Annotated in this window: 17 protein-coding genes and 1 pseudogene; 8 read left to right on the forward strand and 10 right to left on the reverse strand. The window is 46.5% G+C overall.

The features are described from left to right. Positions 1-305 precede the first annotated feature (305 nt). The 5 genes and pseudogenes from BLW49_RS26820 to BLW49_RS26835 all read right to left on the reverse strand — a co-directional run bounded on the left by BLW49_RS26820 (position 306) and on the right by BLW49_RS26835 (position 5,261). Positions 306-986, reverse strand: a complete 681-nt coding sequence (locus BLW49_RS26820; RefSeq protein ID WP_090727944.1) for an MBL fold metallo-hydrolase — start codon at positions 984-986, stop codon at positions 306-308. Between the two features lie 4 nt (positions 987-990). Further along, positions 991-1,623 carry a TetR/AcrR family transcriptional regulator gene (locus BLW49_RS26825; protein WP_076315609.1) on the reverse strand — a complete coding sequence of 211 codons (633 nt, stop codon included), beginning with the start codon at positions 1,621-1,623 and terminating at the stop codon, positions 991-993. 233 nt (positions 1,624-1,856) lie between these two features. Continuing rightward, positions 1,857-2,012, reverse strand: a complete 156-nt coding sequence (locus tag BLW49_RS28985) for a hypothetical protein (RefSeq protein ID WP_177178849.1) — start codon at positions 2,010-2,012, stop codon at positions 1,857-1,859. Positions 2,013-2,094: 82 nt separating this feature from the next. Further along, positions 2,095-4,254 (reverse strand): annotated as a pseudogene (locus BLW49_RS26830) (alpha-amylase family glycosyl hydrolase); the annotation flags it as partial. Positions 4,255-4,568: 314 nt separating this feature from the next. Next, positions 4,569-5,261 carry a YceI family protein gene (locus BLW49_RS26835; protein ID WP_090727947.1) on the reverse strand — a complete coding sequence of 231 codons (693 nt, stop codon included), beginning with the start codon at positions 5,259-5,261 and terminating at the stop codon, positions 4,569-4,571. Between the two features lie 305 nt (positions 5,262-5,566). On the opposite strand from BLW49_RS26835, the gene BLW49_RS26840 reads away from it, so the two are divergent. Further along, entirely contained in the window at positions 5,567-6,253 is a 687-nt protein-coding gene (locus BLW49_RS26840; RefSeq protein ID WP_047913954.1) for a response regulator transcription factor, read from the forward strand. Then, positions 6,238-7,641 (forward strand): HAMP domain-containing sensor histidine kinase, encoded by a 1,404-nt coding sequence (locus BLW49_RS26845; protein ID WP_143042167.1) that lies wholly within the window; start codon positions 6,238-6,240, stop codon positions 7,639-7,641. The genes BLW49_RS26840 and BLW49_RS26845 overlap by 16 nt, the downstream gene beginning before the upstream one ends. Positions 7,642-7,770: 129 nt before the next feature. On the opposite strand, the gene BLW49_RS26850 is transcribed toward BLW49_RS26845, so the two are convergent. Next, positions 7,771-8,397 (reverse strand): nitroreductase family protein, encoded by a 627-nt coding sequence (locus tag BLW49_RS26850; protein WP_047913952.1) that lies wholly within the window; start codon positions 8,395-8,397, stop codon positions 7,771-7,773. A gap of 227 nt (positions 8,398-8,624) precedes the next feature. On the opposite strand from BLW49_RS26850, the gene BLW49_RS26855 reads away from it, so the two are divergent. The 6 genes from BLW49_RS26855 to BLW49_RS26880 all read left to right on the forward strand — a co-directional run bounded on the left by BLW49_RS26855 (position 8,625) and on the right by BLW49_RS26880 (position 17,545). Beyond that, positions 8,625-9,506, forward strand: coding sequence for an NAD(P)-dependent oxidoreductase (locus BLW49_RS26855; protein ID WP_047913951.1), 882 nt, complete (start codon positions 8,625-8,627; stop codon positions 9,504-9,506). Positions 9,507-9,646: 140 nt separating this feature from the next. Then, on the forward strand, positions 9,647-12,175 hold the full coding sequence (locus BLW49_RS26860) for a GH39 family glycosyl hydrolase (RefSeq protein ID WP_090727950.1): 2,529 nt from the start codon (positions 9,647-9,649) through the stop codon (positions 12,173-12,175). Between the two features lie 196 nt (positions 12,176-12,371). Next, on the forward strand, positions 12,372-13,691 hold the full coding sequence (locus BLW49_RS26865) for an MFS transporter (RefSeq protein ID WP_047913950.1): 1,320 nt from the start codon (positions 12,372-12,374) through the stop codon (positions 13,689-13,691). A gap of 47 nt (positions 13,692-13,738) precedes the next feature. After that, positions 13,739-16,018: a glycoside hydrolase family 3 protein gene (locus BLW49_RS26870; protein WP_090727952.1), complete on the forward strand. Its 2,280-nt coding sequence runs from the start codon at positions 13,739-13,741 to the stop codon at positions 16,016-16,018. Between the two features lie 298 nt (positions 16,019-16,316). Next, positions 16,317-16,958, forward strand: a complete 642-nt coding sequence (udk, locus tag BLW49_RS26875) for a uridine kinase (protein WP_090727953.1) — start codon at positions 16,317-16,319, stop codon at positions 16,956-16,958. Positions 16,959-17,077: 119 nt separating this feature from the next. Next, a complete protein-coding gene (locus BLW49_RS26880; RefSeq protein WP_143042168.1) occupies positions 17,078-17,545 on the forward strand; it encodes a hypothetical protein in 468 nt (155 codons plus the stop codon). 25 nt (positions 17,546-17,570) lie between these two features. Here BLW49_RS26880 and BLW49_RS26885 read toward each other — a convergent pair whose 3' ends face one another. The 4 genes from BLW49_RS26885 to BLW49_RS29415 all read right to left on the reverse strand — a co-directional run bounded on the left by BLW49_RS26885 (position 17,571) and on the right by BLW49_RS29415 (position 22,330). Beyond that, positions 17,571-18,824: an L-lactate MFS transporter gene (locus BLW49_RS26885; RefSeq protein WP_090727956.1), complete on the reverse strand. Its 1,254-nt coding sequence runs from the start codon at positions 18,822-18,824 to the stop codon at positions 17,571-17,573. 133 nt (positions 18,825-18,957) lie between these two features. Then, entirely contained in the window at positions 18,958-19,686 is a 729-nt protein-coding gene (locus BLW49_RS26890) for a LytR/AlgR family response regulator transcription factor (RefSeq protein ID WP_090727957.1), read from the reverse strand. Next, positions 19,683-21,347 (reverse strand): sensor histidine kinase, encoded by a 1,665-nt coding sequence (locus BLW49_RS26895; protein ID WP_177178850.1) that lies wholly within the window; start codon positions 21,345-21,347, stop codon positions 19,683-19,685. Before BLW49_RS26895 ends, BLW49_RS26890 begins: the two co-directional genes overlap by 4 nt. Positions 21,348-21,490: 143 nt before the next feature. After that, positions 21,491-22,330: a methyl-accepting chemotaxis protein gene (locus tag BLW49_RS29415; protein ID WP_090727959.1), complete on the reverse strand. Its 840-nt coding sequence runs from the start codon at positions 22,328-22,330 to the stop codon at positions 21,491-21,493. Positions 22,331-22,465: the final 135 nt, after the last annotated feature.

Genomic DNA, 22,465 nt, shown 5'->3' on the forward strand with positions numbered 1-22,465 from the left:
ATCAACTTCGTTGCGTTTCAACTCTCGTCGTCAGCAACTTTTATATCATATCATGTCCGGTTTAGAAATGCAAGCTTTTTTTTAAAAGTTTTTTTAACTTCTGATCGAAGCTTACTTGCCATGTTCTTGTTGAAACGGCTTATTTCTTGGCCGGAATTAGAATATACCATGCACATAAAAATTATGCAACACTTTTTTTAAGAAAAATTTAATTGCTAATCTCTCTTCTATTAAACTCATCCCTCGATGAAGACTCACTATAAACAAAAAACCTGTCTAAGTGACAGGCAAGCTTGTTTGTAGTTCTATAATGATAGAGATGAACTCATTATCCGCATATACTCATCCAGATGATCTGCCGCGCTAAAGACAGGTTGTCCGTGACATACCTCCACTCTGCGTGGCTTCAGCTCTTTGACTACACGGCTGCTTCGCACAGCTTCCTGCATATCAGCTGTAAACATGGGCATCGGGCGATTCAACCTGCCTTTCTTAGATGTAAATAGATCACCTGCGAGCAGAACTCCATCCTTCTCATGATAGTAAACGACATGTCCTGGAGAATGCCCAGGTGTATGATAACACTTTAATGAGCCCACACTCTCAATCCTGCCGTCCTGATCCACTGAAAGAGGAGTTGCGAGCTGCTTAGGCAGTGAGGCGGCAGCTTTTTTTCGACGAGGGTAGGCTATATCTCCTTCCATATAGGGGATCTCAACAGGATGCACATAAACAGGGACCTGATGATGTTCTCTTATTGAAGTCACGGAGCCGACATGATCGGAATGTCCATGAGTAAGTACAATCTGCCGAATCGGTCCTGCTCCCAGTTGCTCAACGAACTTCAGTATTCCTTTTGCCATGGAACCCACTCCGGCATCCACGAGAGTCACTCCATCCTCTTCTGCTACAATCCATACGCGCACCGGAAACAGCATCCACGTCTTCAATGCCCAAATATGCTCGGAGACTCGCTCTATTTTCATTGTCTTACCTCCTTGATTTTAGCTTCTCGGTAAAGCCCAATAATACGATCTCAAATGATTCCTTAAATGTAGGCAAGAGTCTCGCTGATAATTCCTCAGCTGTCTCGCTTGATTGATGATAGGTTCCCACGATCCCGTGCAGCATATAAAAATATATTCTAGAAAAGGACAACAATACCTCACTTAGTTCTTCAAGCTGATAGATGTCTCCAAGAGCTCTTTTAAATAGATTAAAAAGTTCATTGCGCAGTTTATTAAGCGGAAGCTCTGGCTCGATATCCACCCTCTCTGTATTGGTTCCGAAAAATATCGTGTGCATGTTGCGATGATGCAAACAGAATTCAATAAAACGCCAGCTCACTTCTATAAGCCTCTCTTTAGAACTCATACTCGTATCATCAAGTGCCAGAAGCATATTCGACTTTAAACGCTCCAAAGGTGGTACAGATAATTCGTGAAGCAGCGCTTGTTTATCTTTGAAGTAGATATAAATCGTTGTATGTGAGCAGCCTGCTGCTCTTGCAATCTCTCTCATCGACACCATATCAAAGCCACGTTTCGAGAAAAGCTCAGCTGCCATGGCCAAAATGACCCGTTTTGTTTCTTCAGAACGAATTTCTTGCCTGTTTCCTGCCATTAAGAACTCTCCTTGTAAGTAACCACTGGTTTGTAACCTCTGGTTATAATATAACCAACGGTTATGTAATAGTCAACCATCAATTTCCATTAAAAGAAATGGAGTTCTTTTTGTGGCTAAATAGCTAAATCAACTTCCTAGCTTGCAGCTTCAATGTTTGTCTACAGTACTTCTTATAAAAAAACCGAGTCAGGCTCGGCCTGCTCGGAATTCATTAAATGACGATATTACTTTTATTTAGTCGCCTGTAATAGCCCCATGCCAAAATCCAGGCCGCGAGGATGCACCTCCCGGAATTCTTCTTCTATAGAAAGAAGCAGCTGCAGATCAGCCGGGATCTCGTATTTTCCAAAGTTAAGACGGACGGATTCAGACGAAAGATCATGCATCGTGATAATCCCCTTTTCAACTAAGTATTTAAGCTACTAATACGAGATCCCTCTATATTATTCCTCTATTCTCTCTGCAAGCTCAGCTCTTATTCTCCTTTAAGACAATAGCCGTCAGCGGCTCCAGAATAATCGTATCTGCCGTGAGCTTCACTCCAGTCGGATGATCCAGCCGGATGACTCCTGCACGTGTTTGGTCTACAACAACTTCACATGAAGTGAAGTCCTGTTGTAATCTGAGCTTCCTTGACTTCTTGTCCGCATTTACAAACACATGATAGCATTCTCGCTCATCACTTGAGAGACAGCTGTATGCGATGACAAGATCTGTTTTTTGAATATCCGGTGTATTTATTCGTGTTACATTGCGGTCGATCAGCTCCATGCTGCCCAAACGGAATGCATCTGAAGCCTTCCTGAGTTCTATCAGCCCTTGAAGATGCTTGCGGGTCTCGATATTTACCGGGTATTGCTCTTCATCTGTGACTTTTGCCCACTCGAACATGTTGACGGCATCCGTTGAGTCGTGAGAATCATTAATATAATAGTGGATCTTATCTCCGGTGGACGTAAACTCATGGAATTTATGCTCCGGTATACCCTCTGCCTTCCATTGCTTCGTTCTTCCATACTCCTGGCCTGCATGCAGGAACACCGTTCCCTGAGAAGTCAGCACAAGCACATGTCCCAGCCGAATCCGCTGATGAATTTCCCGATCGTCCTTAGGAATCTCTGGATCTTTATCTGTTGAGATCGCAATTACATCATAGAGCGTTAAATTGTCGTGCGCTTCAATATATTGAACCACATCCCCCGGACTATCTGCCGCGATATTGGAGGGCTGTGCCTTTATGTTGTTGAAGATGAGTTCGATGTCTCTTGGCCCGCCTGTTAGAAAACGGGGTTCCCCCTCATTTCCAAAACCCGACTTCAGCTCATTGCGGATTTCATCTGAGAAAACACCGACATCGTCTGTCTTGTCCATCCAGTCCTGATCTGCAGCAAGGCCCTTCAAAGCCGGATCGGATTCATCTCCTGCAAAGGTACGCCATCCTTCACCGATAAATAGTGCTTGAGGGTTGATTTTAGCTGCTTCATTATATGCCTTCTGCACAGCAGGGTACGTGGCATCTCCCATCATATCCCAGCGCAGACCATCGATTTTATACTCACTAAACCAGTATTTGACCGAATCCACCATCAGCTTCTCTGCCATCTTCCGATCTGTCGCCAGATTATTGCCGAAGCCCCCGATAAATTCTCCCTTGGCATTCTGCCAGGCATAATAACCGGGTACAATATCATTCAGGAACTCCGGGAGTGCCATGTGCGTGTATACGACATCGAGGATAACACCCATTCCGGCCTCGTGAATGGCATGGATGAGTGACTTCAGCTCCTTGATGCGAAGCTCGGGGTCAGCAGGATTCTCGGAATACGCCCCATCTGGTGAAAAATAATTGTGCGGGTCATAGCCCCAGTTATATTCATTGTCGAGGGCAGAATAGTGAAGCTCTCTCTCTCCCATCTTCAGCTCATTCCCTAAATACCAAGCCATAACAGGCAGCAGCTGAACATGGGTCACTCCCAGCGATTTAATGTAAGCTAATTTGTCCTCAAAAGCTCTGTAGGTCCCCCATCTTGCAGACAACTCCCCTTCAATCTGAGGATCAGCGGTAAAATCACGGATATGAATTTCCCAAATGATGGCGTCTTCTCTTTTGTTGTATCCTTTAATAGAAGCAAAGCTCAGATCAGCGACACGAGTTCGTTCCAAATCTACAATAGCCGCCTTGCCAATAAGGTCGCCGTCCTCACCTGGATCGCCCTTGGTATCCACTCGTGATGGGGCCATGGATCTGGCATAGGGATCAAGCACCTTTTTGGTGACACCCTGATTTGTAACTTCATATTGATAAAAATAACCGTGAAGGTCATCTGCAGATAGATCATCCGGTGATAGAACCAAACTCCAAATACCGCGTTCTCCTTGAACGAGCGGGAATTGGCCAGCCAGCTTCGTATCGTCATTCGGATGGTATAGACTCACTTTAACTTTAGAGGCAAGTGGAGCCCATAATTTCAGTGTTACAGTACCGTGATGGTAATGAGCGCCTAAGTCATCACCGCTGTATGCATACTGCTCATCGAATTGCTTCCAATCGACTGGATTGTGTGAAGCTGTGGAATGCGTAGTTTTATGTACGTTCAACTGATTTTGTTCGATCATACCTTGAGCCTCCGGTTCGTTATATAATCGTGCTGCTAAGCTGGAATTAACCAATATACGTCCTATCTAATTACACGGGCTGCAACTGACTCCATTGCATAACTCATTTCAACTAATAGGTATTTCCCAAACCCATTCAAAATGAAACATCTTCAATATAAATTTAATTCATCGTAAATGCAACCGTTTGCATAACTTTGCACTAACTTTTTATTTTCTTACCACTTCAGCATTCTTCTTATTCACTTCAGGATTCTTCTTATTTTTAGAAAGAAAAAACCCAGTCTTTTAAATAAAGACCAGGTTTCTCTACTGAATGTATTACATTAAGATCGACTCAATACGAGCTCCAGACGCACATTCACATCATTTTCTGTCTCCACAACGACATTATGCGGGTTCTCCATCCCAAAATCATCAAATGTCACTTCCGTTTGTCCGGACAATAGCAGGTTTCCTTCCTGATAGCTGACTTCAGAGAAGAAGGTCACATCCTTTTCCATCCCTCTTACCGTCATGGTGCCTTCAATCGTTACTGGCACAACCTCACCTTCTGTCCACTCCTCCGGAAGTCCTGTAAAGGTGTCGGCAGTAAAGGTAGCCTCAGGGTATGCTGCTACATCAAAAAAGTCGCTCTCCTGTAAATGATCATCACGCTGAGCATTACCTGAATCGAGGGCCGACATATCCATGATGCCTTCAGCCGACATCGACTCCGGTGCTGTAAAATCAATACTCCATGCTCCCGTCACCGCATCATTCACAAAGTTTACGGTTTCTTGAGAAGTTGTAATAGACCAGTATACTTTGGATTCATCCTGCAGCGCCCAGGCTCCAGTTAACTCTTCACTGCTTACGGTCTGTGCTTCACCCGAAGGCTCTGTATTGCCAGACATAACCGATTCAATCTCTACATTGTTGCCAAGAAAATTGTTGATTCCTCCATAAGCGGCTGTGCCGCCAACAATAAGGGCCGCTGCTGCTCCTGCAATAATCCAATTTCTCTTTTTCTTATTCATTATTATTCCTCCCAGCATCTCTCATGTTTTTGATCTAATCTATGGTTTCTCTCTCGTGTTCTGGCTGCGGCATGAAAGAATCATAGCAAAGGAATGTGTCAGGAGAATGTCAAAAGAAATAGAGAAGTGTTTATGATAAAATTTATGCATATCCTTGCACAAGGACAGCCATCGTTCTACGTTCATGTGAAAACAAATCAACCTTTAAATGATTAGAGAATAAAGCTTGTACCGTTTAACTGTAACGGATAAATAGAGAATTAGACCTGTGCTGTAATCCGGGAGGAGAAAGGAGAAGGTGTCTGTTGAAAAAAATAATGATCGTGGAAGATGAGCGGGCTATTTCAAAAGTACTCAGCGCTTATCTGAAAAAAGCGGGATTTGAAGTGAACGCTGTATATGATGGAGAAGAAGCCGTAAGGCAGCTAACCATTCAGGTACCGGCGCTTGTCATATTGGATATTATGCTCCCCCGCAAAAACGGCTGGGAAGTGCTGCAGCACATCCGAAAAACGAGCAGCGTTCCTGTCATCATGCTTACCGCCAAGGACGGTATAGATGATAAGCTCATCGGATTGAACAATGGGGCCGACGACTATATGTCCAAGCCTTTCATCCCCGAGGAGGTCGTTGCCCGTGTGAATGCCGTACTGCGCAGACCGCTTGGCTGGACAGACAATGAGGAGCATAGACGCAGCTATGGCTGTCTCTCTCTCGATTTTCGCTCACAGAGAGTCATGTTAAACGGAGCCGACGTCCCGCTTACTCCGCGGGATACTTCTGTACTCTTCTTTCTCGCAGAGCATCCCAATCAAACCTTTACACGGGAGCAGCTAATCGAGAACATCTGGGGACTGGATTACGAAGGCAGTGATCGGGCTGTGGATCTATCGATTAAACGGATCCGGCATTCCCTCTCCCACTGGCCTAAAGAAGAAGGAGATATCAAAACATTACGAGGAACGGGGTATCAATTTTGGATAAACCGCTGAGATCGATAAAAGTATACTGGACAAGGCGCTATTTCCTCGCCCTCTTCGCTGGGCTGGCAATCCTGAGCCTGCTGTCCTTCTGGTGGGTCAAGCATGAATCCATGGATCGGCGGCTTGAGACCACCCGAATCCTTGCCCAAGAGATCGCTGACAAAATCGTTCAAGGAGCCGGCAGCGATGAGGTTGAGTACCACAGGCAGGATTTAAATGCGCTCATCGATAAACGTAAAAATATGATCGAAAAAAGCGCGGGCATGTGTGTCATTATTACGGATCAGGAGGGTAAACCTGTGTTCTCCAACCCTCCGATGCCAGAAGAGCAGTTGAAGCAACGGATTCTATCGCCGGAAGCATCTGGCTCGAAAAAGATTACCGCCCCTATTATGCAATCAGGGACAGAAATTGGCGAGGTTATCCTGCTCCTTCCAATAAAGTCGTTCACGATCATTACGGACCAAACCTGGCTTGTTGCCGGGGCCTTTGTCTTTCTTGCCGTCCTTGGGTGGGTCACAATCCACCTGCTCACAAGAAAATTGGTCAGCCCGATCCGTGATGTCGCCGAGGCAGCACGCGAAATACGCCAGGGTAATTACAATGTAACTCTAAGCACCGACGTGAAGGAACAGGAAATTTATGAGCTGACGACCTCGTTTAAGGAGATGTCCGAGCGTCTGAAGACGTTGGAGCACTCCAGATCATACATGCTTGCAGGACTGACACATGAACTGAAGACGCCTGTCACTTCCATCAAAGGATTGCTTCATGCCGTACAGCAAGGCGTCGTTGAACAAGAGGAAGCTGGCGAATTTATGGAAGCTGCACTCAAGGAAACGAATAGGTTAGAGCATATGGTTGCTGATCTGCTGGATTATAACGCCATTGCAGCCGGAGTCATTCCGCTCAGGCCTGAGTCAATATCAGCGGTTCCCTTCTTCAGAGAAATGATCTATCAATGGTCACTTCATCAGAGCTGTGACATGCAGACGCCTGAGCTGACGTGGGAAGAATCCGTAACAGAGACTACTCTATGGGGAGATCCGCTGCGTATCCAGCAGATCATGACGAACCTGCTCAACAATAGTGTGGAATCTGCAACAGAAGATCGACAGTTTCATTTAAGCGTCCATGTAGCTTCAGCGGGAAGTCAGGACTTGTCCATCGTCGTTAAGGATAATGGCAGGGGTATACCGGCAAACGAGCAGGAGCTCATCTTCGAACGCTTCTATCGCGGGAATGACAAACAGGAACGGGTTCGTGGATTAGGGCTGGGTCTCAGCTTCAGCAGATTGCTAGCCGCTAATATGGGCGGTCATCTGCGGCTTATCGAAACCTCTACTGCAGGAAGTATGTTTGAGCTTCAAATTCCTTTGACCTCTGGAAAGAACTGAATACACGAAAAACAGCCGCTTGTATGAATTGTGAACTTCGCCCTGTTGTTAGATGGCGTTCTAACTATGGAGGGATCACTTCATTCAAGCGGCCGATTCATGTTTAGGCGTTATTTTTAGATGAGATGCTTACTTTCTTTTCAGTTCCAAAATGCTGTTGCTTAAGGCACGGCGCTCATTGGGTATTTCTCGCTCACGGAATCGCTCATCCAACGTGTCCAGCCCTGCACGATAACCCAGAGCGATAACCGCTTGCAGCTCAATGTAATCCGGAATGTCTAGAATTTCACGCGCTTTGTTTCGGTCATAGCCTCCCATGGCCCGAGTAGCCAGCCCCAGCAGATGTGCCTGCAGTGCGATGGAGCCCCAGGCAGCACCTGCATCAAAAGCATGTGCTCCATTAACTCCACCGTTCTCGTCTCTGCGTGTATCTGTAGCAAGCAGAATCAGAACAGGCGCATGATCTGACCATATCCGGTTACCAGGAAGTATGAATTCCTTGAACAGCTCGCGCTCTTCTTCTGTCTGAGCGATATAAAAACGCCATGGCTGCAAATTGTTGGAGGACGGCGCCCAGCGTGCGGCCTCAAGCACCGTATACAGCACATCTTGTGGAACCGGTTGATCCGCGAAGGAACGGGAAGACCAGCGCTCCACAAACAATGGATTCACCGGATAGTCCGGTGTCCGATGAGCACTCACATCCTGCAAAGATACTTCCAGCACATTCTGACGCTTTGTCTCATTATTACTCATTCTCTATCACTCCTTGTTTGGTGTTATAAAAAACAGAGGCATCGTCCCTATGCAGTAGAGCAACACCTCTGTTTGTTCACAGTCAGCTATATTTATGTCATGTCTTAGATAACTTACAAATTCGATGAGATTGGTATAGATTGAAAATAGCACCAACGAATTGGTGTGTCAATCTATATTTAGGATTATACTTAGAAGCAGGATATCCAAAGGAGGCAGCAATTCATATGGCAATTTCATCAGAACAAACCGCTGTAGGATTCATTGGTACAGGCGTAATGGGCAAAAGCATGGCAGGACATATCCAGAAGGCAGGGTACAAGCTTCATGTATACACAAGAACTGCAGAGAAGGCAGCCGAGCTCGTAGAGCAAGGGGCCGTCTGGCATGAAACTCCTGCTAGTCTGGCTGAGGCCTGTCAGGTCATCATAACCATGGTCGGCTATCCGAAAGATGTGGAGGAGATTTACCTCGGTGAGAATGGACTTATCGCAAACAGCGCTCAAGGAACTTATCTGATTGATATGACGACGTCCAGTCCTCAATTGGCAGAACGCATCCATCAAGAAGCCGCTGCAAAAGGACTTCATGCCCTGGATGCTCCCGTATCAGGTGGTGATATCGGCGCGCGAGATGCGAAGCTGTCCATTATGATCGGCGGAGACGCTGCGGATTTTGAGGAGGTCACTCCTCTGTTTAAGCTGATGGGAACCAACATCGTTCACCAAGGCGCAGCCGGTGCGGGACAGCACACCAAAATGTGTAACCAGATCGCCATTGCCTCGAACATGATCGGGGTAGCGGAAGCACTGGCTTACGCCAAGACTTCAGGACTTGATCCGGAGACGGTACTGAAAAGCATCGCGACGGGCGCCGCTGGCAGCTGGTCGCTCAGCAACCTCGGCCCTCGCATGATTGGCGGCAACTTCGAGCCTGGATTCTATGTGAAGCATTTTATCAAGGACATGCGTATTGCGCTTGAGTCGGCGAAGGAGATGGGACTGGATACACCAGGCCTCGCGCTCTCTGAATCCATCTATGAGCAGTTGTCCAAGCTGGGTTACGATGAGAAGGGAACCCAGGTCATTTACAAACATTTTATTGAATAATAGCTTACCCGAATGCTTGAAGCTCCTCTTTCGATCCTTGAAGGAGGGGCTTCATTTCTTTTAGAAAAAAATAGGTCCATTTGCTCTCTTAAAATTAAATGAATAAGATTGAAGGACAGACAAAAAAAGGGGGTCTGCAGATGCCGCGTACTATATACGAGCTGGTTGAAATTGATGATAAACTGCCTTTTGACGTGTCGCTGCATCAGGTGAACTATGTACCAAGCCACTGGCATAACAGTGTGGAGATCATTTTTGTACTCAATGGCAAGCTGGAGGTTAGAGTTGGTACAGAGACGCAGACCATCACAGAGGGCGACATCTGTCTGATCAATCAGTCGCATGTCCATGAGGTTGTCGGTCTTACTTCCAACATCATTGCCACTTTCCTAGTTCCTGTGCCTTATCTCAAAGTACATGTACAAGGCATAGATCAAATGTATTTTGATGCTTTGGCAGGTAAACCCGATATGGAAGACAATGAATCCTACCGGCGCATTCGTCACCTGCTTGCAGAATTGGTTCTGCTGAAATATAAACGAGGCAAGGTTTACGAGCTGGACATGCAGACTCGCATGCTCTCTGTCTTTGCCATTCTAATCAAGCAGTTTCGAAACGACCCGGTGCAGGGAGCAGTCAACGAGAAATATAAAGAACGTATGCTGAGCATCATCAATTACATTGACGATCATTATAAGGAGCCCATTTCACTGCAGGCCTTGGCAGAACGCGAGTACTTGTCTGTACCCTATCTGTCCAAATTCTTCAGCGAAAATATTGGTCTCAACTTCCAATCCTATTTGACAAGCATCCGGCTAAAATATGCTGTGGAGGAGCTATTACGTAATGAAGGGACCTCCGTCGCTGACATTGGATCGAATCACGGCTTTCCTAACATGAAATCATTCTATACTGCTTTTAAAAATAAGTACCATAAGACGCCAAACGAATATCGCCAGCAGTATGAACGATCCATCAGCATACCGTCTCACGCACCGGACTTCTCGACGAGCTATGCAGAATTTAGCCAGACAAGGGCGCTGGATATCATTGAGCAGTTTTTGGAATATATGAAGCAGGAAGAGAACACAGACACTTCCGTACTTATCGGACGTACGTCTACTGCAAGACAAGTGAATGTTACTCATTCCAAAAGATCCATTCAGCATACGTGGAAGAACCTGATTACGATCGGAAAAGCCAAGGAAGGTCTGCATGCAGACGTTCAGGATCAGCTCAGATACTTGCAGGCGCGCTGCCCGTTCAACTATTTACGGTTCCACGGCATTTTTGACGATGAAATGATGGTCTATGATGAGGTAGATGGAGAGCCGCGGTATCATTTTCGTCTGACGGATCAATTGTTCGATTTTTTATTGTCTATTGGTATAAGGCCGTTCATTGAGCTTGGATTTATGCCTTCCAAATTAGCACAAGATCCGGAACAAACCGTGTTTCGCAATAAAAGCTGTGTCAGTCCTCCCATTTCCATTAGGATGTGGTGCGAATTGATCGATCATTTTGTCCGCCACTGCGTGAATCGTTATGGACTCAAGGAAGTCAGCAGCTGGAGATTTGAATTCTGGAATGAACCCGAGCTCGCCTACTTTTGGCCGGGATCGCAGGACGAATACAAAGAAATGTATTTGCAGACTTACCGTACGCTCAAAAGTATATCTACAGAGCTGCAGATCGGCGCACCAGGAAGAATATTAATGATTCCATATGATTGGTTTGCAGGTCCCTTCTATCAATTCTGCAGAGAGAACAATGCGATTCCAGATTTTATTCCGGTGCATTACTATCCGAATGAGCTTGTTCCTGAGACCGAAGAAACACACAGACAATCATACCCGGATCTCATTCATAAGAAGATGAATATATTCAGCGGTATTTCAAAAGACTCCGATCGACTGAACAAGATGCTGAACCAGGAACTAACGATAATGAAAAGAGAAGGTCTTGATCATCTTCCGATTCACATCACGGAGTTCAATTCGACGACCGACCACCGGGAATTAACCAATGACACGCTTTACAAAGCAGCATATATCGCCAAGAATATTGTTGAAAACTTGGACAAGGTTGAGAGCTTCGGCTATTGGGTCCTAAGCGATAACATTGAGGAATTTACTGCATCGTGCCATCTCTATCATGGAGGTATGGGGCTCATGACACAGTATGGTATTCCAAAAGCAGCCATGCTCAGTTATGAACTACTCTCAAAGCTGGGGGATCAGCTCCTTGATCAAGGTGAAGGATTTATTGTAACCCGTAATAAGGAGGCCTATCAGATTCTCGCCTATAATTACTGTCATTATGACGAGTTGTATTTGGCAGGAGATGTATCTCTGATCCATCAGACAAGCCGATATCATCGGTTTAAGGATGAGAAAATATTAAATCTGGAAATAGCGCTGCGTGGTCTTCCTGAGTGTAATTTTCGCATAACCAGACAGAAGCTGACTCGACAGCAAGGGAGCAGTTATGATGCCTGGGTTCGGATGGGAGCCCCGGAACAGTTAAGCTTGGAAGACATCCAGTACTTAAAATCAACTGCATTGCCGGAAAGGTTTACGGAAATCAGGACGCCGAATGAAGCACAATCTTTTGTTTTTGAGCTGGAGCCGCACGCTGTTGAGTTAATCGAAATATCGCCTCTACTATAACAACGAACAGATAGGTCAATTTTTAATGTTGGACATCTTTATTTCAAAACATCATCTGTCCAGAGATTAAAAATTGATACTAAAACAGATAAAGAAGCCGCCTGCCGAAAAGCAGACGGCTTCTTTACAATATAAATGTAAGCGTTTTATGAAACCGCTTTAATAAGTTGTTTATTTCATTTGGGAGGTTATGAATATGGGGGAAAATAGAGTGAAAGGCCAACAGTACACCCCGCTCGGCAGACTGAAAGCATCCGTTATTTTTGGATATTTCTGTATGATGATTGCTTTGATGACACCGGCTACCCTGCTCTTAACGTTTAAAATTTTAGAGATCACACCTGACGCAAGTGCATCGAACGCTGCTTTTGGTGTTGTAACAGGCGTCGGTGCCTTCTTTGCCCTCATTGGCAACCCCGTTGGCGGTGCCCTTAGCGACCGTACGAACATCAGGTTAGGCCGCCGGCGCACTTGGATTATAATTGGTCCAGTGGTTGCGTGTTCCGCGCTTGTACTTATCGGATTTGCAACCGAAGTATGGCAAGTCGTCATCCTGTGGTCTATCGTGCAGCTGTTCTTCAATTTCGGTATGGCAGCTTATACAGCGCTTGTTCCGGATCAGGTTCCCGTTGAAAAACAAGGCTCGGTCTCGGGTCTGATCGGCATTGCTATTCCGGTAGCTATCGCGCTAGGTATGGTCCTGATGAACCTTATGCCAAATGCATCTACTCCTGCAAAATGGATTACACTTGCGATCATTGGTATTGCAGGTCCAATTATAAGCACCTTCTTCATCAAAGACGGCAAAGTTGAAATTGAACGAGAAGCAAGCTCCGTTCCGCTTGGCGAAAAGCTGCGTAATATTTACCCCAATCCCCGGAAGCATCCTGCCTTTACTTGGGCGATGGCAGGTAAATTCCTGCTTATGATGGGATATTGCAGCAGTGTTTATTTAACGATGATGCTTGTGCAGCGAATGGGACTCTCCGAAACGGCTGCAACAGGTGTTGTTACGACGATTAACATTGCTTCCATGGCAGCGGCGGCCGTTATGAGTGTGCTCGGCGGCACGCTGTCCGATAAATTCGGCAAGCAGAAGCCATTCCTGTACGTATCGGGAGCCATTATGGCGATTGGCGTATTCATCTTTGCCTTCTTCCCAAGTATTCCTGTATTCATTGCAGCTTCTGCCATCATCGGTCTCGGTTATGGATGCTTCTCTGCTGTAGATACCGCGCTGGTAGCACGTATTCTGCCGAACAAGGAAAATGCCGCAAAGGATCTTGGATTTATGAATGTAGCCAATGCCCTCCCTCAATCCATCGTTCCCGCTATCGCACCGTTTCTGCTGGCTGTCGGCGGATGGGAAGGCTTCTATATCGTGCTCGGCCTATGTGCCGTGCTGGGCGTTATTGTCGTTAAGCCGCTTCCAGAGCGAAGCAGAAAAGATACATCGTTGGGTTCTAAAGAAAGCAATGTAGATGATCACATCGGCCCGACGCATACCGTTTCCTAATAAAGAATACGAAGAAAAAAACAGCTTTATCGCTGGAGGAGAAACACATGACAAAACATACTGACGAAATTAAAACTCAAGAAATCAAATATATTAAAAATGAACGAGGTCCCCTGCTGGGATACACGAGTGGATCAGGTGTTCAAATCATAGAAAAAGACGGTCTGTTCTTCAAGGATCTAAGCAAGAACGGAGCTCTCGACAAATATGAGGACTGGCGGCTGACCCCTGAAGAAAGAGCAAAGGATCTGGCTTCCAAAATGTCTGTAGAGCAGATTGCCGGACTTATGCTCTACAGCAAACATCAATCCATTCCTGCTTCAAGCCATGCCTGGATCAAGAGCACATATAACGGCAAAGCCTATGAGGAGAGCGGAGCTCATCCGTGGGACCTGACCGATGAGCAAAAGGAGTTCCTGGCAAACGATCACTTAAGACACGTACTGGTCACTACGGTAGAAGGCCCGGAAATTGCTGCGAAGTGGAATAATAACGTTCAGGCTTACGCAGAAGGCACCGGACTTGGAATCCCGGCCAATAACAGCTCCGATCCCCGCCATGGCTCGGATTCAAGCTCCGAATTTAATGCAGGCTCCGGGGGACAGATCTCCATGTGGCCGGAATCGCTGGGACTCGCGGCAACCTTTGATCCGGATGTAACAAGACGTTTCGGGGAGATTGCTTCCAAGGAATACCGGGCGCTCGGACTTACGACGGCTCTGTCCCCACAGATTGATATTGCCACAGATCCGCGCTGGTTCCGTTATAACGGCACCTTCGGTGAAGACGCTAAGCTTGCTGCGGATATGGCGAGAGCCTATGTAGATGGTTTTCAAACCTCCGATGGGGACCTCGAAATTCACGAAGGCTGGGGCTATGACAGTGTAAACGCCATGGTAAAGCACTGGCCGGGCGGTGGATCGGGGGAAGCCGGACGGGACGCCCACTATTATTGCGGACAATATGCGGTTTATCCGGGGAACAACTTTGAAGAACACTTAATCCCTTTTGTCGATGGAGCATTCAAGCTGGATGGAAAAACCGGTGAAGCCTCTGCCGTTATGCCGTACTATACCATTTCCGCAAACCAGGATATGAAGAATGGTGAAAATGTGGGGAATTCCTATAATTCTTATCTTATTACAGACTTACTGCGCGAAAAATACGGTTATGACGGTGTCGTTTGTACAGATTGGGGGATTACCGGAGATATTTGGGGTGATAAGGATTCCTTTTTGTCTGGAAAACCATGGGGTGTCGAGCATCTGTCTATAGCAGAACGCCACTACAAGCTGCTCATGGCCGGTGTGGATCAGTTTGGAGGCAATAATGAAGTCGGCCCTGTTCTGGAAGCCTATGAAATGGGTGTTAAAGAGCATGGAGAAGCGTTTATGCGTAAACGCTTTGAGCAATCTGCCATTAGACTGCTGAAGAACCTATTCCGTCTGGGTCTATTCGAGAACCCATATCTAGATCCACAGGTAAGCTCCGAAATTGTAGGAAACGCTGAATATATGCGTGAAGGCTATGAAGCGCAGCTGAAGTCGATCGTTATGCTCAAAAATAAAAATAACGTGCTGCCGCTTAAAGTGAGAAGTAAAGTATACATTCCGCAGCGCTATCTTGCTGCCAGCAAGGATTGGTTCGGCAATCCCATCCCTGAGCGCACAGAATATCCCGTGAACCTGGAGGTGGTCTCGAAGTATTTTGAAGTGACGGATCAACCGGACGAAGCCGATGTTGGACTTGTATTTATCAGCACACCGAAATCAGGCACCGGCTACAGCAAGGAGGATGAACTACAGGGCGGCAATGGATACGTGCCGATCAGTCTACAGTATGGTACGTATACAGCGGAACACGCACGTGAGCTTAGTCTCGCAAGTCATCCATCCGATATCGATGGAAACCGGTCATATAAGGGTAAGCGCGTAACACCGCAAAACACGAAGGATTTAGATGCCGTACTTGATACTAAGGCCAAAATGAACGGTAAACCAGTAATTGTCTCTATGCTGCTATCCAATCCGACCGTGGTTGAAGAGTTTGAAGCGGAAGCGGATGCCATTCTTGCCAACTTCGGCGTACAGGATCAGGCCATTATGGAGATCCTGACCGGCGAAAGGGAGCCATCCGGCCTTCTTCCCATGCAAATGCCGGCCCATATGCGTACCGTAGAGGAGCAGCTGGAGGATGTAGCTCATGATATGGAGTGTCATGTAGACAACGAGGGCCACGTGTATGATTTTGGTTTTGGCTTGAATTTCACTGGCGTCATACAAGATGAACGCACCGAGAAATATGGCAGACAATCTGCCCAAGTATAATTAGCGAATAGTGGGTTTAGCATAGTAACGCTGACGCAAGAGGAGTACTCTTGCATCAGCGTTATTTTTTTTCAAAGATTCAAATGGGAATTGATCGGTTTACGAATATTTATATGCATGAATCAAAAAACCAAGATACTCATATTTCAGTCCAATAATACAAAACCTAAGTAATACATCCTTCCCGCCTTTTGCTCACAATTCTTCCCTTTTCCTATGTCATAGATAAATCAATCCCGCTGTGCTAAAATACTAAGGTTGCTCCTGCAATTATTCTAGGGAGGTTTATATATTCGCCATGCTCATTATTGGTATTGCCGGAGGAACCGGCTCAGGTAAAACTACGGTAGCTCGCTCTGTTATTGAACGTTTGGGGTCGAGCAAAGTGACTTTTATATCTCAAGACAACTACTATAAAGATCAGGCTCATCTCAGTCTGTCCGAACGGGAGCTCACGAATTATGATCATCCATTCGCCTTTGACAATGAGCTGCTGATCCAGCACCTCGCAGCACTTCGTGATGGACAGACGGTCCATGCGCCGGTCTACGATTTTACGATTCATGCCAGATCCTCTTCGGACACGGTAGAGCTGCATCCGAACAACATCGTGATGATCGAAGGACTTCATGTCCTATCGGATGAGAAGCTCCGCGAGATGCTGGACATTAAAGTATTCGTCGATTCCGATCCCGATGTGCGTATTCTGCGACGTGTCGTTCGTGATATTGAGGAACGTGGACGTACGATCCAATCCATTAACCAGCAGTACCTCGCTACAGTGAAGCCCATGCACGAAGCATTTATTGAACCATCCAAGAGATACGCCGATATCATCATTCCGGAAGGCGGGCATAACGAAGTCGGAATTCAGCTGTTGTCCATCCTCACCGAGAAGTATTTATCCGGCGACAAAAAGTGGTCCGGTACAAGATTATAATCCATATAAAAAGGAGACCCTGCAAAGCATGCCGCTTGCGTGAGGATCTCCTTTTTTATTTGCCACGTAACCTTTATCCCTCAATATGTGTCTATATGTATAAGAACGGATACAAGGGAGTGAGCCATATTCGTACAGCAGAAAAATGGGCAATGTACCCTATGCATCTGCTCATCATGTTTATGATTAACCTGTTCTTCGGTTCCATGAACTTGTTCTGGGCCGTGTATGAAAATCACAGCATTTTGTCTACAGCTATCTCCCTGCTCTACCTGGCCACCTGGATGCTCTATGCTCTATTCATGAGACGCCGCAGCGGGGATTTCATGATTCTAACCTCTATTTTTTGGCTAGGCGGTTTGGCATTGCTCGCCTTGCTTTATACGGTAGAGCAGGCAAGCATTATCCTTTTATTGTTATTCTTTAGCTCAATTCACGGTTTCACTCTCAACCTGGAAATGACAGATCTCTGGCTTGTCTTTGAATATGGTCTCATTTCCCTAACCTGTTATATTGTCGTCATCGCGGTTAATTGGATTAGTGCCAGACGCTACAAACAAAACAAGCCTGAAGTTCCTTTTAACTAAAGGTGCTTCAGGCTTTGCACTACGATTAGGCTGTACGTTTGTATGCTTTGAACGGAACGTCCTTTTCCTTAGTTCCCGCGAACGGCGGTTTGATCGTCAGCGCTATAAGCACCGCAACAATACAAAGCGCACCGATGACGATAAAGGTTGGCTTGAAGCCGCCAAGCATGGCAGCAATGAAGGAGCCGGACAGTGCCCCGATACCAAAGCCTTGGTAGACGATGCCGTAATTTTTCGTATGATTCTTCAGACCGAAGAAGTCACTCACAATGGCCGGAAATACTGTAATGTTGCCTCCGAAGCAGAAAGCAATAGCTGCCACACAGACGAAGAACAAACCGTAACTCAGCGGTACCGCACTTAGCACGAGCGCAGCGGCTGCTGTAATGGCCAGCGTACATCCTACCAGCTTGATCCGGCTCACTTTATCCGACAACGCACCTAGAATCAGTCGTCCTGCGGTGTTAAAAATAGCGATCATGGCCACCGCATTGGCTGCCGTAGCGGCATCCAGATGCGCCAGCTGCATACCGATATCCTTGACGATCCCGATCAGATAGAGTCCGCTCATACACGCTGTGAAGAACACTATAAACAATAGGTATGCTTGTTTGGTCCGCAGCATTTCACCTGTGGTATAGTCTTTCGCTCCTTGAAGAGGTCCTGCCACCTGCTTCGCTTCTCTCCCGCCACTCTCGGAGACAGACGGAGCGACGCTTGCTTCTCTAACAAGCAGTGAACCGGTAATAATCATCGCCATGACAATCAATCCCCAGTAAAGAAACGCCTGAGATACACCAACGGATTCAATCAAACCGCCGTTAATGTATTTAAAGACAAGGCTTCCTGTACCGTAGGCTCCGACGGAAATACCTGAGATGAGACCTTTTCGGTTCGGGAACCATTTAATTAGGTTAGATAAAGACGTAATGTAAGCCGTTCCGTCGGCAAAGCCGACAATAACGCCTGCCAGCACATATAAGGCCGCAAGCGAGCTTGCCTGCGAGCTGAGCATTAGCCCAATACCGAGCAATATACCGGACACGGCCGTCAGCTTCCGAAGCCCTATTTTCTCTTGAATCTTACCCGCAAACAATGTGGCGAAGGCAAGCGCAAAGCTTGTAATGGAAAAGGTAATGGATACGGAGCTGAGCTCCCATCCGAACTTACTCACAAGCGGAGCGTTAAACAAGCTCCATGTATAGATGGTCCCAAGACCCATTTGCATAATAATAGTGCCGAGCACATTAAGAAAGCGGTTGCTATTCTTTGAGTTCATATCTCGTTCCTTCTTTCTCTCGCTGTTCTAAGCGTACGATGCAGTGCCCCTTACGCTACTTCATTGTAACGCTTTCACAGAGAGTTCTAACGTGTTCAGGAACGAGATAGCACAAATTAAGAATGAACTGCATTCATATGCGCATGAGCTGCTTGAACTCCTTCGCTTTGCTGCGGCTGACAGGAATCTCCACATCCAGATCCGTTAATTTCAGCAGATACGTATTGTTGAACCAAGGGATGATTTCACGTATCTTGGACAGATTGACCAGATAGGAGCGGTGACAGCGATAGAAAGACTCCCCAGGCAGGCGGGAATGGAATTCGCTAATGCTGACATTCATTGTGTATGTCTCTGCTCTGGTAATCACTTCTGTTGTCTTCTCCTGGGCAGAGGCATAATAAATATCGTCACTATCTACCACGATAATCTTGTCATTCTTCCATAGATTAACCTTACGAATAGCCGGCTTTGACTCTTCTTGTACAGGCTGATGCCGCTGCCCATAAGCAGCTTCCAGCTTCGCCAGCATGGAGGATATGCGGGCTTCGCTGTAGGGCTTCAGAATATAATCAAAGGCTTCGATTTCAAAAGCCTCGGCCGCATGCTCTTTATACGCTGTAGTAAACACGATATAGGGCTTCACCTGGAACTTGCTAATATTCTGGGCAAGCAGCACACCGTCAATCGAAGGCACGTTAATATCCAAGAACAGAACATCCACCTCGTGGCTCTGTAAATATTTGAGTGCATCCAGCCCATCCTCGAATTCCTCTTCAATCTCAATGCTGCTGTGCGTTCGAATCAGATAGGCCAGCTCCTGACGGGCGAGAACCTCATCTTCTACAATGATTGCTTTCATGCCTGCTTCTCCTTTTTTACATCAAAAAATATTTCGGTGCCTTGAGCCAACCGCCGGATATGCAAACCCTCTCCGTAAATGAGCTGAACACGCTGGTGCACGTTATGCAGTCCGATGTGATGCTCAGGCATATTACCTTCCTGCACCTTCTTAATGATCTCCTCCGGAATGCCAGCTCCTGTATCCGCAATGGTAATCCGCACCCTTCCTTCGTGCTCTTTCACGGCAATCGTGACAGTACCTGGTCCTTTTGTTTTCAGTATCCCATGATTAATGGCATTCTCCACCAGCGGCTGAATGATGAGACTTGGAATTCGTACCTGTACTTCATCAATGTCGTACTCCACGTTCAGGCGGTGGCCAAAGCGGGCTTTTTCAATCTCTACATACTGCTGTACCTGCTGCAGCTCGGCATGGATATCGATCATTTTATCTGTAAGCTCCAGATTATAGCGCATATATCCCGACAGATTCACGATCAGCTCTCTGGCTTTATCCGGATTGATTCGAATCGACGAGGCAATTGCATTCAGCGCATTGAACAAAAAATGAGGATTGATCTTCGTCTGCAGCGCCTTCAGCTCTGCCTTGTTCGCCATTTCTTTCATCCCCTCTACCCTGGATACTTCCATCAAGGTCGAGATCATTTGCGACAAACCAATCGCGAGGGCTTGCAGTGAATCTGTGATCTTATGTGCCTTGGCATAATAAATTTTCAGCGCCCCTGTGATCTCTCCCTTCTCTTGAAGCGGAATAATCATCAGTGACTTGATGAATGCATGGGTATGCGCCGTATCGTTATTTCGAATCGTAATTTGCCCGCTTGAGATCGTCTTCTTCGTCTCTTCACTAATAATCTCGTGACGCTCCAGATAGTGCTCTTCCCCCACGCCGACATATGCCAATATCAGCTTCGTGTCCGTGATCGCCACCGCGTCCGCACCAATGTCATCCTTAATAATCCGGCAGATCGTATGCAGCGATTCCTGGTTAATGCTTCGGAAATAGGGGAGCGTCTTGTTCGCAATATCCAGCGACAGCTTGGCCTGCTTGGCCGCTACAACCTCCTTCTCCCCCTCTACGCTTTGAACCAACAGGACAATAAGACCCACACTGACCTGGCTCAAGATCATCGGCATAGCAATTCGCGAAACGATCTCGATCCCTAATGAGGAGGGCTCGGCCATCACTAATATGAGGATCATCGTTAAAGCTTCGCACGCCATACCAGCGAGGATCCCCGCTTTCCACCTCTGCTCGGCTGACTTCAGCTTGTATATGTACCCTGACACGACACCTGCCGTTATGCTTGTGATCAAACAAGGGATGGAAGTGACACCGCCGATGTCGATCAAGAAACGGTGTATGCCCGATATGACGCCCGTAACGAGTCCCACCCAAGGACCGAACAATATTCCACCTGACATAATTGCAATAATTCGCACATTGACGAGTGAGCCTTCGACATTAATACCGCTGTAGGTCCCAAACAAAGCAAACCCGCTGAAGATCAGGCTGGCAATGGTGAGCTCCTTCCATGTCTTGTCTCCGTTCTGAAAAAAAGTCCTGAAACGGGGTACCCGGATCAGCACGAACAAGCACATCAGCAGCAATGCAGCCCGCTCTAATAGCTGCAGCAGCATCAGTAAAGTACTCTGCATGATATGTGACCTCCCCATCCGATAAATCGTGCTCTCATTATAGCCATGGTATTTTTATCTTGTCTAATTCCCCTCACTTTCTTCCATCCGTATTCAGGTAAAAAATAAAGCAGCTCTATTGAGCCGCTCGAGGAATGGATCGTTTATTTGGTCTGATCATAAGATATAAATTTATTGATGAAGCTGCGCAGGTTTTGGCTTGTTTCATTTAACTGCTCGATCGCGGTCATAAAGTTCATAACCAGCTGCGCCTGATCCTGTGAAGCATGGGCGATCTGTCCAATCTCTTCTTCCATCTGTTTAATGGATTGCTGGACACTGTCCAGGGAGGTCTCAATCTGATGCGTCGCCTCTTTAGTGTCAACTGACAGCTTGCGGACTTCCTTGGCAACAACACCAAAACCCGCTCCTGCTTCACCAACACGCGCTGCTTCGATCGCAGCATTAAGGCCCAGCAGGTTTGTCTGCTCAGAGATCTCACGAATAAATCCAGTGACATGATTGACCGCTTCGGATTTTTTCACCGCTTCTTTGGAATTGTTCAAGATTTCATCCGAGGTAGCGGACAATTCTTCGGAATGCGCAGCCACTTGCTGAATACCACTTAGCAGCTGTTCGGCAATCTGCTCTGTGGCCCCCATATATTTCTCAAGCATTTCCTGGTTCTCCAGGCTGTAGTTTACGCTGAGTGCAGCCAGCATTTCTCCATTCTCGTCCTTGATAGGCAGAAACATCGCTTCAAAAGGATATTCGTAGCCGGAGTATTCCACCCGGTCCACCGTCTTCACATATCCGTTAGGGAAAAATGAGAAATTCCGATTATGCTCATCCAGCGGATACCCTGCCTCAAATCCAAACTTCAAAGATTCACTGTCAGACCAATACAATATTTTCTCACGGTCAAATATAGCAATAGCTACATCCTCACGGATGACCTCCTTAATGAACGGCATGCTCTTAATCAGCGCGTCTACAATATTCATTATATTTTCCTCCAGATCTCTGATTATCAATTCGTTGATTCGCTTAATAGATATGTCGGCATAATGTGAATAACATTACAGACATTAATTGTATATAGTGGTGCTAGATCTCTGGTTGATGGAAATTAATAAGGA

Source organism: Paenibacillus sp. PDC88, from assembly GCF_900106725.1.
In the GTDB taxonomy this organism is placed as follows: domain Bacteria; phylum Bacillota; class Bacilli; order Paenibacillales; family Paenibacillaceae; genus Paenibacillus; species Paenibacillus shunpengii.

Excerpts from the sequence above, each read along its gene's own strand:
- BLW49_RS26820 (WP_090727944.1), bottom strand. The coding sequence starts at position 986 with ATGAAAATAGAGCGAGTCTCCGAGCATATTTGGGCATTGAAGACGTGG.
- BLW49_RS26825 (WP_076315609.1), bottom strand. The coding sequence starts at position 1,623 with ATGGCAGGAAACAGGCAAGAAATTCGTTCTGAAGAAACAAAACGGGTC.
- BLW49_RS28985 (WP_177178849.1), bottom strand. The coding sequence starts at position 2,012 with ATGCATGATCTTTCGTCTGAATCCGTCCGTCTTAACTTTGGAAAATAC.
- BLW49_RS26835 (WP_090727947.1), bottom strand. The coding sequence starts at position 5,261 with ATGAATAAGAAAAAGAGAAATTGGATTATTGCAGGAGCAGCAGCGGCC.
- BLW49_RS26850 (WP_047913952.1), bottom strand. The coding sequence starts at position 8,397 with ATGAGTAATAATGAGACAAAGCGTCAGAATGTGCTGGAAGTATCTTTG.
- BLW49_RS26855 (WP_047913951.1), top strand. The coding sequence starts at position 8,625 with ATGGCAATTTCATCAGAACAAACCGCTGTAGGATTCATTGGTACAGGC.
- BLW49_RS26860 (WP_090727950.1), top strand. The coding sequence starts at position 9,647 with ATGCCGCGTACTATATACGAGCTGGTTGAAATTGATGATAAACTGCCT.
- BLW49_RS26865 (WP_047913950.1), top strand. The coding sequence starts at position 12,372 with ATGGGGGAAAATAGAGTGAAAGGCCAACAGTACACCCCGCTCGGCAGA.
- BLW49_RS26870 (WP_090727952.1), top strand. The coding sequence starts at position 13,739 with ATGACAAAACATACTGACGAAATTAAAACTCAAGAAATCAAATATATT.
- udk (WP_090727953.1), top strand. The coding sequence starts at position 16,317 with ATGCTCATTATTGGTATTGCCGGAGGAACCGGCTCAGGTAAAACTACG.
- BLW49_RS26885 (WP_090727956.1), bottom strand. The coding sequence starts at position 18,824 with ATGAACTCAAAGAATAGCAACCGCTTTCTTAATGTGCTCGGCACTATT.
- BLW49_RS26890 (WP_090727957.1), bottom strand. The coding sequence starts at position 19,686 with ATGAAAGCAATCATTGTAGAAGATGAGGTTCTCGCCCGTCAGGAGCTG.
- BLW49_RS26895 (WP_177178850.1), bottom strand. The coding sequence starts at position 21,347 with ATGCAGAGTACTTTACTGATGCTGCTGCAGCTATTAGAGCGGGCTGCA.
- BLW49_RS29415 (WP_090727959.1), bottom strand. The coding sequence starts at position 22,330 with ATGAATATTGTAGACGCGCTGATTAAGAGCATGCCGTTCATTAAGGAG.